Genomic DNA, 15,635 nt, shown 5'->3' with positions numbered 1-15,635 from the left:
TTAGCTGGTCGTGGGAAAGCACTTGACTTCCTGCCTGTCGGAATGGTTTGTTAGCAAACTCAAAGCGCTTTGAATTCTTGCGGGCGCAATGATGTTCGCCCGACAACAAAATGGGTCGGGTCTTTCTTGGGAGGAAATGACGTGAAAAGAACATTCTTGATGGGAGTGGCAGCGCTTGCGCTTGTGGCTGGCGCCGCAAATGCCGCCGAGCTGAAATTCAAGCCGGGTGAAGATTCCAAGTTCAACTGGTCAAGCTACGAGGAGTTCAAGAAGGGTCACGACCTCAAGGGTCAGACGCTGACCATCTTCGGACCCTGGCGTGGTGAGGACCAGGCCCTTGTCGAATCCGTTCTCGATTATTTCCGCGATGCGACCGGCGTCGACGTGAAGTATTCCTCGTCGGAAAACTACGAACAGCAGATCGTCATCGACACGCAGGCCGGCAGCCCGCCGGATGTCGCCGTTCTGCCGCAACCGGGCCTCATCGCCGACCTCGCCTCGAAGGGCTACCTGACGCCGCTCGGCGAGGAGACCCAGAAGTGGCTCCTCGAAAACTATGCCGCTGGCCAGTCCTGGGTCGATCTCTCGACCTATGCCGGCAAGGACGGCAAGAAGGAACTCTACGCATTCCCCTACAAGATCGACGTGAAGTCGCTTGTCTGGTACGTGCCGGAAAACTTCGAGGATTCGGGCTATGAAGTTCCGAAGACCATGGAAGATCTGAAGGCGCTGACCGAAAAGATCGTGGCCGACGGCGGCACGCCCTGGTGCATCGGTCTCGGCTCCGGCGGTGCGACCGGCTGGCCGGCGACCGACTGGGTCGAAGACATGATGCTGCGCACGCAGCCGGCCGACGTCTATGACAAGTGGGTCACCAACGCGCTGCCGTTCAACGATCCGGCCGTGGTCGGTGCCATCGACGAGTTCGGCTGGTTCGCCAAGAACGACAAGAATGTCGACGGCGGTGCCGCCGCTGTTGCCTCGGCCGACTTCCGCGACAGCCCGAAGGGCCTGTTTGCTTCGCCGCCTAAGTGCTACCTGCACCACCAGGCATCGTTCATCCCGTCCTTCTTCCCGGAAGGCACGGTCGTCGGCGAAGACGCCGACTTCTTCTACATGCCGCCGTATGCAAGCAAGCCGGATCTCGGCAACCCGGTTCTCGGTGCTGGCACGCTGGCCATGATCACCAAGGATACGCCGGCCGCGCGCGCCTTCATCGAATTCCTCGAAACGCCGATCGCGCATGAAGTCTGGATGGCGCAGTCGAGCTTCCTGACGCCGCTGAAGAGCGCCAACAAGGACGCCTATGCCAACGGCCCGATGAAGAAGCAGGGCGAAATCCTGCTCAACGCCACGACCTTCCGCTTCGACGGTTCCGACCTGATGCCGGGCAAGATCGGCGCGGGCGCGTTCTGGACCGGCATGGTCGACTATGTCGGCGGCAAGTCGGCGCAGGACGTTGCCGACGGCATCCAGAAGGCATGGGACTCGATCAAGTAAGATGTCGAGGGGCACCCCCCTGTCCCTATCGGGACATCTCCCCTCATGGCGGAGATTGCCATCGGCTTTGGGGCGCTTAAGGAAAAAGAACGATCTCCCCCCTTGTGGGGGAGATGTCAGCGAAGCTGACAGAGGGGGGTAAAACTCTCCTCCAATAAGCAATCTCGGGGAGGGGACATGCCATGCAGCAGTTGTTATTCGCCATTGCCACGATGGCTGCGGGGGTTCTGGCCTGCGCCGCATATTTTTTCGGCACGAACTGGATTCTCGACAAGATCTTTCCATCGAAGGGACTGACCGGCCCGGTCGCCTCGCGCAACCTGCGCATCACCAATGCCATCCGGCCCTGGCTCTTCCTCGGTCCCGCGCTGTTTTCGCTGACCATCTACCTGATCTATCCCGTCATCGCCTCCGTCTGGCTCAGCCTGCATGACAGGGCAGGTGAGAATTTCGTCGGACTGAACAACTTCATCTGGATGTTCAACGATGGCGAATTCCGCCAGTCGATCTACAACAACTTCCTCTGGCTTCTGGTCGTTCCCGCCGCCGCCACCTTCTTCGGCCTGATCATCGCGGCGCTGACCGACCGTATCTGGTGGGGCAATATCGCCAAGACGCTGATCTTCATGCCGATGGCGATCTCGTTCGTCGGCGCCTCGGTGATCTGGAAGTTCATCTACGACTACCGCGCCGAAGGCACCGAGCAGATCGGTCTCCTGAACGCCATCGTCGTCTATTTCGGCGGATCGCCGGAAGCCTGGGTGACGCTGCCCTTCTGGAACAACTTCTTCCTGATGGTCATCCTGATCTGGATCCAGACCGGCTTCGCCATGGTCATCCTGTCGGCCGCGCTGCGCGGCATCCCGGAGGAAACCGTGGAAGCCGCCGTCATCGATGGCGCCAACGGGTTGCAGATTTTCTTCAAGATCATGATCCCGCAGATGTGGGGCACGATCGCCGTCGTCTGGACCACCATCACCATCCTGGTGCTCAAGGTCTTCGACATCGTGCTCGCGATGACGAACGGGCAGTGGCAAAGCCAGGTTCTCGCCAATCTCATGTTCGACTGGATGTTCCGCGGTGGCGGTGACTTCGGGCGCGGTGCGGCGATCGCCGTCATCATCATGGTGCTGGTGATCCCGATCATGATCTGGAACATCCGCAATGCTACCAAGGAAATGGAGGGCCACTGAGATGATTGCTTCTTCCCGCTCGCCACTCGTCTGGCTCGTCCATATCTCCGTCATCCTCCTGGTCGTGCTCTGGACCCTGCCGACCGCCGGCCTTTTGATCTCGTCGCTGCGTGACAAGGACCAACTGGCCGTCTCCGGCTGGTGGACGGCCCTTTCCACCTCGTCGCAGAACCTGACCGGGCGTGCAGCCTCGCCGGAAACGCAGGTCGAACGTGACGGCAAGTTCGTCATATCAGGCAACCTGCTGGAGGGCAGCAATGCAAAGGTTTCGGCTTTTGGTTTTCGGCCGCTGCAGCCGACCGCATTCGCGGTCGGTACTGCCGCCGACATCGGCGACGGCCAGACACTGACCGTCAAGGAAGACGGCTCTTACGAAATCGTCTCGCCGACCCGTATGGAAGGCACGCGCGGACAGCGCATCTTCTATACCGCCGCCGTCCCGCCGCGCTTCACCTTTGACAACTATCGCGAAGTCATGGCCGCAGAGGGCATCGGCGCGTCCTTCATCAACTCGCTGACCGTCGCCATTCCGGCAACCGTCATCCCGATCCTCGTCGCTGCCTTCGCCGCTTACGCATTGGCCTGGATGAAGTTTCCCGGCCGCGCGATCCTGATCGCCGTCGTCGTCGGCCTTTTGGTCGTGCCGCTGCAGATGTCGCTTATCCCGCTGCTGAAGCTCTATAACGGCGTTGGCGCCTTCCTCGGTGTTCCCGCCAAGACCTATGTCGGTATCTGGCTGGCGCATATGGGCTTCGGCCTGCCGCTGGCCATCTATCTGCTGCGCAACTACATGGCCGGCCTGCCGCGCGAGATCATGGAATCGGCACGGGTCGATGGCGCCTCCGATTTCGATATCTTCATCAAGATCATCCTGCCGCTCTCCTTCCCGGCGCTCGCCTCCTTCTCGATCTTCCAGTTCCTGTGGACCTGGAACGACCTGCTCGTTGCCATGGTCTTCCTCGGAACCGGCAATAACGAACTGGTTCTGACCGGACGTCTCGTCAACTTGCTTGGTTCGCGCGGCGGCAACTGGGAAATCCTGACCGCATCGGCCTTCATCACCATCATCGTGCCGCTGATCGTGTTCTTCACGCTGCAGCGCTATCTGGTACGCGGTCTGCTGTCAGGCTCGGTCAAGGGCGGCTGAGACTTCTTAAATCCAAGGGACTTCCACAGAAATGAATATGAGCATGACCCAGGCAAGTGGTTCGACATTGCAGGCCGACCGGGACTGGTGGCGGGGCGCGGTGATTTATCAGATCTATCCGCGTTCCTACCAGGACTCGAACGGCGACGGCATCGGCGACCTGAAGGGCATCACCGCGCGGCTGCCGCATGTCGCCTCGCTGGGTGTTGATGCCATCTGGATCTCGCCGTTCTTCACATCGCCGATGAAGGATTTCGGCTACGACGTGTCGAACTACACCGGAGTCGATCCGATCTTCGGCCTGCTTGCCGATTTCGACGCGCTGATCGCGGAAGCCCATCGTCTCGGTATCCGCGTGATGATCGACTTGGTCCTGTCGCACACGTCGGACCAGCATCCCTGGTTCGCCGAAAGCCGCTCTAGTCGCTTCAATCCGAAGGCCGATTGGTATGTCTGGTCGGATTCCAAGCCGGACGGCACGCCGCCGAACAACTGGATGTCGATCTTCGGTGGCTCGGCCTGGCAGTGGGATCCGACCCGCCTGCAATATTACATGCACAACTTCCTGACCTCGCAGCCGGACCTCAACCTGCACAATCCGGAAGTGCAGGATGCCCTGCTGGCCGTCGAGCGTTTCTGGCTGGAACGCGGCGTCGATGGCTTCCGGCTGGATACGATCAACTTCTATTTTCATGACCTGGAACTGCGCGACAATCCGGCGCTGGCGCCGGAGCGCCGCAATGCCAATACCGCGCCGGCCGTGAATCCCTATAACTACCAGGAACATCTCTACGACAAGAACCGGCCGGAAAACCTCGAATTCCTGAAGCGCTTCCGCGCCGTCATGGACGAGTTCCCGGCAATCGCAGCCGTCGGCGAAGTCGGCGACAGCCAGATCGGCCTTGAGATCGCCGGACAATACACGTCCGGCAACGACAAGATGCATATGTGCTACGCCTTCGAATTCTTGGCGCCCGATCCGCTGACGCCGGCAGGTGTCGCCCAGGTCCTGCACGATTTCGCCCGCGCCGCGCCGGAAGGCTGGGCCTGCTGGGCCTTTTCCAACCATGACGTCGTGCGCCATGTCAGCCGCTGGGGCCAGGACATCGCTGATCACACGGCGCACGCGAAATTCCTCGTCAGCCTGTTGACGACGCTGCGCGGGTCGGCCTGCATCTATCAGGGCGAAGAACTCGGCCTGACGGAAGCGGCTCTTGCTTTCGAAGACCTGCAGGATCCCTATGGCATCCAGTTCTGGCCGGATTTCAAGGGCCGCGACGGTTGCCGCACGCCGATGGTCTGGGACACGGATGCGGTCAATGGCGGTTTTGGCGACGGCAAGCCGTGGCTGCCGGTGCCGAAGGAACATCTTGAGCGGGCCGTCTCGGTTCAGGAACTGGACCAGCAATCGGTTCTCAACCATTACCGGCGGTTCCTGGCCTTCCGCAAGCACCATCCGGCCTTCGCCAAGGGCGAGATCGAGTTCCGGCCCTATACCGCGCCGGTGCTTGGCTTCGAGCGGACATTCGGCAACGAGACAATCCTCTGCCTGTTCAACATGAGCGGCGAGCCGACGAGCATCGAGCGGCCGATCGAACGGCTGGAGATTCTCGATGGCCACGGCTTTGCATCGCATGTGTCGGACGACAGGATCACGCTTCCGGCCTGGGGCGGGTTCTTTGCCCGGGTCGAATAAATCGGATCAAGCCGGCCGCGCAAAGGCCCGGCCAAAAATGAGAGAATGAAGGGGAGGATGACATGGCAGGTTTGCAACTGAAGAATATCCGCAAGTCCTACGGTGCGGTCGATGTCATCCATGGCATCGATCTAGACATCAAGCAGGGCGAATTCATCGTCTTCGTCGGTCCGTCCGGCTGCGGAAAATCCACGCTGCTGCGGATGATCGCCGGTCTTGAGGAAATCTCCGGTGGTGAAATGTACATCGCCGATCGCCTCGTCAACGACGTGCCGCCATCGCAGCGCGGCATCGCCATGGTCTTCCAGTCCTACGCGCTTTATCCGCACATGACGGTCTATGACAACATGGCGTTTGGCATGCGGATCGCCAAGGAATCGAAGGAGGAGATCGACCGCCGCGTCCGCTCGGCCGCCGATATCCTGCAGTTGACCAAATATCTCGACCGCCTGCCCAAGGCGCTCTCCGGCGGTCAGCGCCAGCGCGTCGCCATTGGCCGGGCGATCTGCCGCAACCCGAAAGTCTTTCTGTTCGACGAGCCGCTGTCGAACCTCGACGCGGCCCTGCGTGTCGCGACCCGCATCGAGATCGCCAAGCTGAACGAGTCGATGCCGGATACGACGATGATCTACGTCACCCACGACCAGGTGGAGGCGATGACGCTTGCCGATCGCATCGTCGTGCTGTCGGCCGGCCATATCGAACAGGTCGGCCCGCCGCTGGAACTCTACGAGCGCCCGGCCAATCTCTTCGTCGCCCGCTTCATCGGTTCGCCGGCGATGAACATCATCCCGGCCAAAATCGTCGCCACTGGCGCTGAAACGACGGTCGAACTGCCCGGCGGAAAGACGGATGTGCTCGACATTCCGACGACCGCCTCCGAAAACGGCAAGACGGCCAGCTTCGGCGTCCGCCCGGAAGACCTGCGCGTCTCGACCGGCGACAGCTTCCTGTTCGAAGGCACGGTGTCGATCATCGAGGCGCTTGGCGAAGTTACGCTCCTCTACATCGAGGGCCTCGTCGCGGGCGAGCCGATCATCGCCAAGGTTCCCGGCATCCTCGACATCAAACGCGGCGAAAAGGTCCGTTTCACGGCGGACAAGGCCAAGCTGCATCTGTTCGACGCCAACGGCAAGACGTACCGCGTCTGATCGTGGAATCTGATGAGCAGGCCCGTTTCACCTTTGGTGCGGGCGGGCTCAGGCAGCTGACAAGCCCTGAAGCCGGTTATTTGATGGAGCCGTACCTCACTCTCCGTCATACTCGCCCTTGTGGCGGGTATCCAGCGACCCGACGTCGGTCGGGTCAAAAGACCCCCTTCGCCCAGAGATTTGGGTGGCTGGTTTCCTGTGACAAGCGCGGGAAAACTGACGGAGAAGGATTGAAGCCGCACAATTTCCAAGCTGACCTGCAAAATCGTCCAACTCGGCAGACGTGTGCTTAACGCCGTCTTCATGGCAGGATGCCCCTGGCAAGGTCACTGGAGCAGGATCGACAAGCATGGAAAAACCCTACACGCTTTCCTGTCACTGCGGCGAAATCCGCTTTGAAATCGACGAGGAGATCGGTGAACTGATCGAGTGCAATTGTTCGACCTGCCGGCGCTCCGGCTTCCTGCACTGGAAAGTGCCGGCTGAGCGGATCAGGCTTCTCAGCGAAAAGCGCCAGATCTCCACCTATGTCTGGCGCTGCATCACCGAGGGCCATCACTTCTGCCCCACCTGCGGTGTCGCCCTGCTACGCACCGGCTATCCCGCCGGCAAGGTCTCGGTCAACGCCCGCTGCATCGACAATATCGACCTCTTCGACCTGACGATCGAGCGCTACGACGGCCGGCGGGACATGCATCCAGGGCCGCTGCCGTGACACGGAATGATTCTGCCTGCGGTGGACATGCCGAGATGCCTGCCTCCCGATGGTGGGGTGGTGGTAGAGTGTTGGGGTGGCTTTCGGCTCATCACGGTCTCCTTGCGCACAGATCACGCGTCAGCTAGACTTCAGGAATGACAGATGCGAGACAGTTCAATATTGCAGCTCCAGATGGACACTATTTGTGCCCAGCTTGTGGTTTCTCGGCCTATGCGACAGAGCCGACCTACGATGAATTCGGTGGTTTAGTTGGGTTAAAAATTTGTGCCTGTTGCCTCTGGGAGCCTGGGTTTGATGACGACCCTGCTGCGAGCGGTTTAGCTAGTCTCAGCGTGTTGGATTCATTAAGGGCTCATCGAAACCGCTGGCGAAATGAGCTGCAATGGTTCGGCGAGAAGACGAACAGGCCAGCTAACTGGAGTGCAGAGGCACAACTCCATAATTTGTTCCAACTGGCACCGCATGTCCGCTGAGGGACCAGTTGTGGCACTCGATGGTTGGGCGATGGGTTTGATCCACTTGCCGACTTCTCAGTGACCTGCCATTTATTCCGGCATGAATCATGGCGTGCACGATAGAGAGACATTCCTCCAGTACCTCGCACAGCTCAGTGCCGAGCTGGGAGCACAACAAACAGATGATTGGGAGAACGACGACCTGCAACGCTTCCTAAAAGCTATGCAGGCGTGGGCATCCGACCGGGACGGCACGTTTAGTGCCAATCCATGGCAACATGCGGCTGATCTTTTGTATGCCGCACGCAGATACGAATGATCTTGGGTGACAGTGGCGGTGGAAAATCAGTGGCCTGTCCTATAAGGGGTCTGTTCGTGCCAGCCTAGAGTTGGGTAAAATGAGCAGCACGGGGGCATGGATGTTCGACGATATTTCTGATGCAAACAGAAAATCGATATGGCGCGGAGTGTGTCGATTATTCATTTTCATTGTGGGCTTTATCACATCGATCGCAGCTATCTTCTTCGTGATATTTGGGCTGCTATTTGCTTTCTTCGCTCTCTTGCTGGGAACCACTGGAAGCCCTTGGTGAACCACTGATGATGATGGTGGGGAGCGGGGCTTTTGCGGTGCAACAGTCCCGATCTCAAGGAGAGGGTGAAGGCCGGATGACGGGATTTGCTTGTTCCCTAGTGGAAAAACACGCTCGCCCCATGATCGGCCGACCCGACGGCCGCGCGGAACGGGGCGAACATCTCCCGGCCCATGCCGAAATCATTGCCGGACAGATCGGCTTCGGCCGGTGCGCGGCCGGCGAGTTCAGCGGCGTCGACCAGGACCTGGATGGTGCCGTGAACCGCGTCGAGCCGGATGATGTCGCCTTCGCGGATCTTCGAGATCGGGCCGCCGTCCTTGGCTTCCGGCGTCATGTGGATGGCTGACGGCACCTTGCCCGAGGCGCCGGACATCCGGCCGTCGGTGACAAGCGCCACCGTCTGGCCGCGATCCTGCAGGATGCCGAGCACGGTGGTCAGCTTGTGCAGTTCCGGCATGCCGTTGGCCTTCGGGCCTTGGAAGCGGACGACGGCGACGAAATCGCCTTCGAGCTTGCCGTCCTTGAAGGCTGCCTGCAACTCCGACTGGTCGTGGAAGATTCTGGCCGGCGCCTCGATGATGTGGCGCTCCGGCTTGACGGCGGAAATCTTGATGACCGCCTTGCCGAGATTGCCGGACAGCATCTTCAGGCCGCCCGAATGCTGGAAGGGCTGCTCGACCGTCGAGAGTACCTTCGGGTCATGGCTGACTTCCGGGGCCGGTTCGCGGGCAACCGTGCCGTTCTCGCCGAGCTTGACGTCGATCGCGTAGGCTTGCAGTCCCTGGCCGAAGACGGTGCGCACGTCGTCATGCAGCAACCCGTGTTTGAGAAGCTGGCTGATCAGGTAACCCATGCCGCCGGCGGCGTGGAAATGGTTCACGTCGGCAAGCCCGTTCGGATAGACGCGGGCGAGCAGCGGGATGATGTCGGAAAGCTCGGAAATATCCTGCCAGGTCAGCGCGATGCCGGCCGAACGGGCCATGGCGACGAGATGCATCGTGTGGTTGGTCGAACCGCCGGTGGCATGCAGGCCGATAACGCCGTTGACGATCGAGCGCTCGTCGATCATCTCGCCGGCCGGCGTGAATTCGTTGCCGAGCGCGGTGATGGCGAGCGCCCGCTTGGTCGCTTCCTTCGTCAGCGCATCGCGCAGCGGCGTGCCCGGATTGATGAAGGAGGCGCCGGGCAGGTGGAAGCCCATGATCTCCATCAGCATCTGGTTGGAATTGGCGGTGCCGTAGAAGGTGCAGGTGCCGGGACCGTGATAGGATTTCGATTCGGCCTCCAGCAGTTCGTCGCGGCCGACCTTGCCTTCGGCAAACAGCTGGCGGACGCGGGACTTTTCGTCGTTCGGAAGGCCGGATGTCATCGGGCCGGCGGGAACGAAGACGGCCGGCAGGTGGCCGAAGGTCATCGCGGCGATCATCAGGCCGGGCACGATCTTGTCGCAGACGCCGAGATAGACGGTCGAGTCGAACATGTTGTGCGACAGGCCGACGCCAGCCGCCATGGCGATCAGGTCGCGGGAAAACAGCGACAGTTCCATGCCGGGCTGGCCTTGCGTCACGCCATCGCACATGGCCGGAACGCCGCCGGCCACCTGCGCCACGCCGCCTGCTTCCGCAGCCGCCTGACGGATGAGTGCCGGATAGGTCTCGAACGGCTGATGGGCCGAGAGCATGTCGTTATAGGAGGTAATGATACCGAGATTGGGCACTTCATCACCGGAGAGGGCAACCTTCTCCGAGGGGGAACAGACCGCGAAGCCATGGGCGAGATTGCCGCAACCGAGAACCGACCGCGTGACGCGCTTGGAAGCGGCGGAGCGAATCCGGTCCAGATAGGGCTCGCGGTAAGGTTTCGAGCGTTCGACGATGCGGGCGGTGATCGCGGCAATGCGGCTATCTGCGGACATGACAATCCTGTTCCGGAGTGTGCGCCACTCCTGTGATCTCACATGGTTTCGGTCAACCGGGTCTTGGGTCCCCGGATCTGTGTGTCAGGCGGCCCAGTAAATCTGGAGCGGCGAGGCGGCCCGGCGCAAGATCGCGCGAACCGGCATCTCGACCTCGTCTCCGGCCGCTTCGGCCTTGGCAAGGACGTCCTTCTTGGCCGCTCCCTCGATATGAAGCACCAGAAGTCGGGCATCCTGAAGGCTGGAAAAGGTGAAGGTCAGGCGCGGCTCGCCGGCGCCATCCGCTTCCATGGTCATGACGCCACGCGGCGTTGCCGGATCAAGCGCCTCGGAGAGCCGCGAGCCGCCGGGAAAGAACGAAGCCGTGTGGCCGTCGCCGCCCATGCCGAGAATGACGACATCGAACGGTGTGCCGAAGCCGGCTGTCTGTTTGCTGGCCGCGGCGGCCGATTCCTCGGCCGATGCGGTTGGATAATAAAGTGGCTGGAAGTTCGCTACCGCGGCCGCGTTGACGAGCAGGTTGTCTTTCACCAGTCTCTCGTTGGACCGGTCGCTGTCCGGCGCGACGAAGCGTTCGTCGACCAGGGTGACAGTGACCTTTGTCCAGTCGATCGCCTTGGCCGAAAGCTCCTTGAAGAAGGCCTTCGGCGTCGAGCCGCCGGAGACGGCGATGCTGGCTTCTCCGCGAGCAGCCACGGCGTCGGCCAGCGCCGAACTCACTGCGGTGGCCAGCCCTTCCGCAAGGGCTGCTCCATTGTCGAATACATGCATCGCAGCCGCCATTCGTTTGTCCTCAGATCACTTCATGCCAAGTACGGCCGTCGCGTTCGATCAGTGCGATGGCCTGGCTCGGCCCCCAGGTGCCGGCCGTATAGGCCTGAACCTGCTGGTTGACGGCTTCCCAGGATTTCAGGATCGGATCGACCCACTTCCACGCGGCCTCGACTTCGTCGCGGCGCATGAACAGCGTCTGGTTGTTGCGCACCACGTCGAGCAACAAGCGCTCATAGGCGTCGGCGCTGCGGGCGTTGAAGGCTTCGGCAAAGGTCATGTCGAGCGAAACATTGCGCAGGCGCATGCCGCCCGGACCCGGATCCTTGATCATCAGCGACTGCTTGACGCCTTCGTCCGGCTGCAGGCGGATGATCAGCTGATTGGCCTCGATGCGGCCGGCGGCTTCGTCGAAGATCGAATGCGGGATCGGCTTGAAGGTGATGACGATTTCCGACATGCGGCCGGCCATGCGCTTGCCGGTGCGGATGTAGAAGGGCACGCCGGCCCAGCGCCAGTTGTTGACCTCGGCCTTGATGGCAACGAAGGTTTCCGTGTTGGAAACGCCGCCTTCCAGTTCTTCGAGATAGCCCTTGACCGCGCCGCCGGCGGAAGCGCCGGCCTTGTACTGGCCGCGAACCGTCATCTTCTCGACATTGCCGGGGGTGATGGGCTTGAGCGCACGCAGCACCTTCAGCTTTTCGTCGCGCACAGCCTCCGCGTTCATCGACGGCGGCACTTCCATGGCGACGAGGCAGAGCAACTGGAGGATGTGGTTCTGCACCATGTCACGCAGCGCGCCGGCCTTGTCATAGTAGCCCGCGCGGCTTTCCAGGCCGACGGATTCGGCGACGGTGATCTGCACGTGGTCGATATAGGACGAGTTCCAGAGCGGCTCGTAGAGGGCATTGGCAAAGCGCAGCGCCATCAGGTTCTGCACGGTTTCCTTGCCGAGATAGTGGTCGATACGGAAAATCTGCTCTTCCTTGAACACCCGTCCGATCGTGTCGTTGAGGTCGAGCGCGGAGGCCAAGTCGCGGCCGATCGGCTTTTCGACGACGATACGGGTCGTCTTGGTGATCAGCTTGTGGTCGCGAATCTTCTCCGAAATATCGCCGAAGATGCCCGGCGCGACGGCGAGGTAGAAGGCGCGCACGCGCTCCTTGCCTTCGTCGAGGATGGCCTTCAGCTTGTCCCAACCGTTGTCCGACTTGGCATCGACGGAAATATAGAACAGGCGATCGGTGAAGATCTTGACCTGCGCCTCGTCATATTCACCCTTCTTCAGGTGTTCCTTGAGCGCGTCGGTGGCGAACTTGCGGTATTCCTCGTGGCTCAGCGCACTGCGCGATGCGCCGATGATGCGGGTCGGGTCGCTCAATTGACCATCGAGCTGGCGATGATAGAGGGCGGGAAGCAATTTGCGTTCGGCAAGGTCGCCGGTGCCTCCGAAAACCACATAGTCAAAGGGTTCCACAGGGATGATCTGGCTGCTCATGAGAAATCTCGATCTCGTTCTAGTCTGAGGAGTGTATAATCTAATCGATTTAAAAGCGAAAGGGTGCGTCGCAACAAAATGCAAAAATGCCGCATCCGGAGGTCGCTTTTAGAACTTGTCGCGCAGGGCATACCAGCTGAGCGCGAGGAACAAAAGCACGGAACGGAACCGCGTGCCTCCGGGGAATGCCGGTATGTCCAGCTCTTTGAAAAGATCGAGGTCAGATCGGTTTCCGGTGACGAGGTCGGCGTAGAGCTTGCCACAGTAGTTTGACAGCATGACGCCATGGCCGGAATAACCGCCAATCGAGGTCACGCCCGGCATCACTTCGCGCACGAAGGGCTGGCGGGGCAGGGTGATGCCGACCGAGCCGCCCCAGGCATGGGTCATCTCGATATCGGCAAGCGACGGATAGATCTCGCTGATCTGCCGGCGGATATGGGCGGTAATCTCGCGCGGATTGTCGGCCGTATAGGCCTCGCGGCCGCCGAACAACAGCCGTCCGTCCTGCGATTTGCGGAAATAGCGCACGACGAAACGCGAATCGGCGACAGCCTCACCGCCCGGCAAAACGTCCGGAAAATTGGTCAGCACGCGTGTCGCGCCGATGAAGGAGCGAATCGGCATGACATGGCGCGCGGTGACCGGTTCGAGATTGCCGATATAACCGTTGCAGGCGATCAGCGCCCGGTCGGCCCGGATCGTTCCCTTGTCAGTCTCGATGCTGACCTTGCCGCCGGCCTGGGTGATCTTGAGTGCCTTGGTCTGCTCGTGCAGCGCCGCCCCGGCCAAGGCCGCCTGCCGTGCCAGCCCGACCAGCAGTTTCATCGGCTGGATATGGCCGGTGCCGATATCGCGGATGCCGAACAGGTAGCGCATCGAACCCAACCGCGACACGGTCTCGTCCCGGTCCATGAAACTCTGGTGCGTATAGCCATATCGCGAAGCGGCGATCTCGACGCTTTTGCGATAGTCCTTCTCGTGGCTCTTCTTGTGGCAGACATTGAGCTGTCCCGGCACGAACTCGATGTCGATGCCGTGGCTTTCGGAAAAGTCGAGAAGATATTTCTTCGCATCCTCGGCCAGATCGAACAACGCTTTCGAACGCTCGAAACCGAGCGAGCCCTCAAGTTCCTCCGGCGACCAGCGCTGGCCGGTGCCGAGTTGGCCGCCATTGCGGCCGGATGCGCCGTCGCCGAAACGACAGGCGTCGATCAGCGTCACCCGCACGCCCTTCGACGCCAGGTTATAGGCGGCCTGGAGGCCGGTGAAGCCACCGCCGACGATGGCGACATCGGTCTCGACCGAGCCGGGAAGAGCCGGGTATTCCGGCCTTTCCGGCGCATTGGCTTCATACCAGGAGTAACCGGGCGAGATCGGGCTTTGCCAAGGCATGGCCACGCCTTTCCTGTCAGACATTGAGAAGCAGGTATTCGCGTTCCCAGGGGCTGATCACCTGCATGAAGGTTTCGAATTCGCCGCGCTTCACGCCGCCGTAGATGGCGATGAATTCAGGGCTGAAGATTTCGGCGAGCGAGGGTTCCGATTCGAGCAGCGAAATGGCTTCGAGCAGGCCGCGCGGCAGGTCGATCGTTCCGCCATTGGCCGTATCCTCCGCCGGCGCCGATGGCTCAAGCCCCTGGACGATGCCGAGATAACCGCAGCCGAGCGAAGCCGCGAGCGCCAGATAGGGATTGGCGTCGGAACTCGGCAGGCGATTTTCCACCCGGCGCGCCGCAGAATCGGAAACGGGCACGCGGAACGCCGTCGTCCGATTGTCGTAACCCCAGGCATTGTTGACCGGGGCGGACATATCGGGCGTCAGGCGCCGGTAGGAATTGACGTAGGGCGCCATCATCGACAGGGTCTTCGGCACGTATTTCTGCATGCCGCCGATGAAGGCGAAGAACTCCTTCGACGCTGTTCCGTCGGCATTGGAAAACAGGTTGCGCCCGGTATTGATCTCGACGATCGACTGATGGATGTGCATGGCGGAACCCGCTTGGCCCTGCATCGGCTTGGCCATGAAGGTGGCATAGATGCCATGCTTCAGCGCCGCTTCGCGGATGGTGCGCTTGAACAGGAACACCTGATCGGCAAGCTCGATCGGATCGCCATGGCGAAGGTTGATTTCGAGTTGCGCCGGTCCTTCCTCATGGATCAGCGTGTCGATCTCCAGGCCCTGCTTTTCGGAGAAATGGTAGATGTCGTCGATCAGTTCGTCGAATTCGTTGACGCCGGCGATCGAATAGCCCTGACCGCCCTGGATGGCGCGGCCGGAACGGCCTTTCGGCGGATGCAGCGGATAATCCGGGTCTTCGTTCTTGGCGACCAGATAGAATTCGATTTCCGGGGCGACGACCGGCTTCCAACCCCTTTGGCGGTAAAGTTCGAGAACGTTCTTCAGGACGTTGCGGGGCGTATAGGGCACGTTTTCCCCTTGGGAGCCGGCGATGTCGCAAATGACCTGCGCCGTCGGATCGCTTTCCCAGGGAACGACCGAAAGGGTGGAGAGATCGGGCACCAGCTTGATGTCGCTGTCGCGGCTGTCATAACGGAAATCGCCGGTTTCTTCCGGATATTCGCCTGAAATCGTGTGGCGGTAGATGGCCGAGGGCAGCGCCAGCGAGGTGTTGGAGGTGAATTTCGAAGAGGGCATCATCTTGCCGCGCGGGACGCCGGCGATGTCGGGTGTGATACATTCGATGTCTTCGATGCCACGGATTTTCAGCCAGTCGGCGGCTTCCTTCCAGGTCTTCACTCCTCGTGGAGATTGCAGTGCGGCGGGTATTTTAGTGCTTTTGACGGTCCTTGCAGTCGGTTGGGCAGCATTTCTTCTGACAGGCATAAATCACCGGTTTTGGGTTCGGATGGGGCATCATAGACAGAGTTTGGCAATTGGCTAGGGTCAAAACCGGGACTTTGCGCGCCCTATCGGCAGTATTTGCAATCCCGTGCACGGGATGTGATTGACTTTCGAATGTCCGCCTTCGAA

12 protein-coding genes are annotated in these 15,635 nt (G+C 60.7%); 7 read left to right on the top strand and 5 right to left on the bottom strand.

Going from position 1 to position 15,635, the window contains the following annotated elements:
• The first annotated feature begins 141 nt into the window (after positions 1-141).
• The 7 genes from ACST81_RS20200 (at position 142) to ACST81_RS20170 (ending at position 8,179) form a co-directional block, all read left to right on the top strand.
• Entirely contained in the window at positions 142-1,500 is a 1,359-nt protein-coding gene (locus ACST81_RS20200; RefSeq protein WP_438750150.1) for an ABC transporter substrate-binding protein, read from the top strand.
• 182 nt (positions 1,501-1,682) lie between these two features.
• Positions 1,683-2,693 (top strand): carbohydrate ABC transporter permease, encoded by a 1,011-nt coding sequence (locus ACST81_RS20195; RefSeq protein WP_438750149.1) that lies wholly within the window; start codon positions 1,683-1,685, stop codon positions 2,691-2,693.
• A 1-nt stretch (position 2,694) separates the two neighbouring features.
• Positions 2,695-3,840, top strand: coding sequence for a carbohydrate ABC transporter permease (locus ACST81_RS20190; RefSeq protein ID WP_438750148.1), 1,146 nt, complete (start codon positions 2,695-2,697; stop codon positions 3,838-3,840).
• Between the two features lie 43 nt (positions 3,841-3,883).
• Positions 3,884-5,536 carry a beta-galactosidase BglA gene (gene bglA / locus ACST81_RS20185; RefSeq protein ID WP_438753718.1) on the top strand — a complete coding sequence of 551 codons (1,653 nt, stop codon included), beginning with the start codon at positions 3,884-3,886 and terminating at the stop codon, positions 5,534-5,536.
• Positions 5,537-5,598: 62 nt separating this feature from the next.
• Positions 5,599-6,687, top strand: coding sequence for an ABC transporter ATP-binding protein (locus tag ACST81_RS20180; protein WP_438750147.1), 1,089 nt, complete (start codon positions 5,599-5,601; stop codon positions 6,685-6,687).
• Between the two features lie 349 nt (positions 6,688-7,036).
• Positions 7,037-7,402, top strand: a complete 366-nt coding sequence (locus ACST81_RS20175) for a GFA family protein (protein WP_438750146.1) — start codon at positions 7,037-7,039, stop codon at positions 7,400-7,402.
• A gap of 558 nt (positions 7,403-7,960) precedes the next feature.
• The gene (locus tag ACST81_RS20170; protein ID WP_438750145.1) at positions 7,961-8,179 is read left to right on the top strand and encodes a DUF7660 family protein; all 219 of its coding nucleotides are present in this window, start codon (positions 7,961-7,963) and stop codon (positions 8,177-8,179) included.
• A gap of 371 nt (positions 8,180-8,550) precedes the next feature.
• On the opposite strand, the gene edd is transcribed toward ACST81_RS20170, so the two are convergent.
• From edd to ACST81_RS20145, 5 genes are all read right to left on the bottom strand, one after another.
• Positions 8,551-10,371 carry a phosphogluconate dehydratase gene (gene edd / locus ACST81_RS20165; protein ID WP_438750144.1) on the bottom strand — a complete coding sequence of 607 codons (1,821 nt, stop codon included), beginning with the start codon at positions 10,369-10,371 and terminating at the stop codon, positions 8,551-8,553.
• Between the two features lie 84 nt (positions 10,372-10,455).
• Positions 10,456-11,154: a 6-phosphogluconolactonase gene (gene pgl / locus ACST81_RS20160; protein ID WP_438750142.1), complete on the bottom strand. Its 699-nt coding sequence runs from the start codon at positions 11,152-11,154 to the stop codon at positions 10,456-10,458.
• A gap of 10 nt (positions 11,155-11,164) precedes the next feature.
• The gene (zwf, locus tag ACST81_RS20155; protein WP_438750141.1) at positions 11,165-12,640 is read right to left on the bottom strand and encodes a glucose-6-phosphate dehydrogenase; all 1,476 of its coding nucleotides are present in this window, start codon (positions 12,638-12,640) and stop codon (positions 11,165-11,167) included.
• Positions 12,641-12,748: 108 nt separating this feature from the next.
• Positions 12,749-14,035 (bottom strand): NAD(P)/FAD-dependent oxidoreductase, encoded by a 1,287-nt coding sequence (locus ACST81_RS20150; RefSeq protein WP_438750140.1) that lies wholly within the window; start codon positions 14,033-14,035, stop codon positions 12,749-12,751.
• Positions 14,036-14,051: 16 nt separating this feature from the next.
• A complete protein-coding gene (locus ACST81_RS20145; RefSeq protein ID WP_438750139.1) occupies positions 14,052-15,488 on the bottom strand; it encodes a glutamine synthetase family protein in 1,437 nt (478 codons plus the stop codon).
• Positions 15,489-15,635: the final 147 nt, after the last annotated feature.

The sequence above is a fragment of the Pararhizobium sp. O133 genome (assembly GCF_051669845.1).
GTDB lineage: Bacteria > Pseudomonadota > Alphaproteobacteria > Rhizobiales > Rhizobiaceae > Pararhizobium.
Note: the sequence above shows the minus strand (reverse complement) of the source record. Positions and strands in the feature narration are given on the sequence as shown.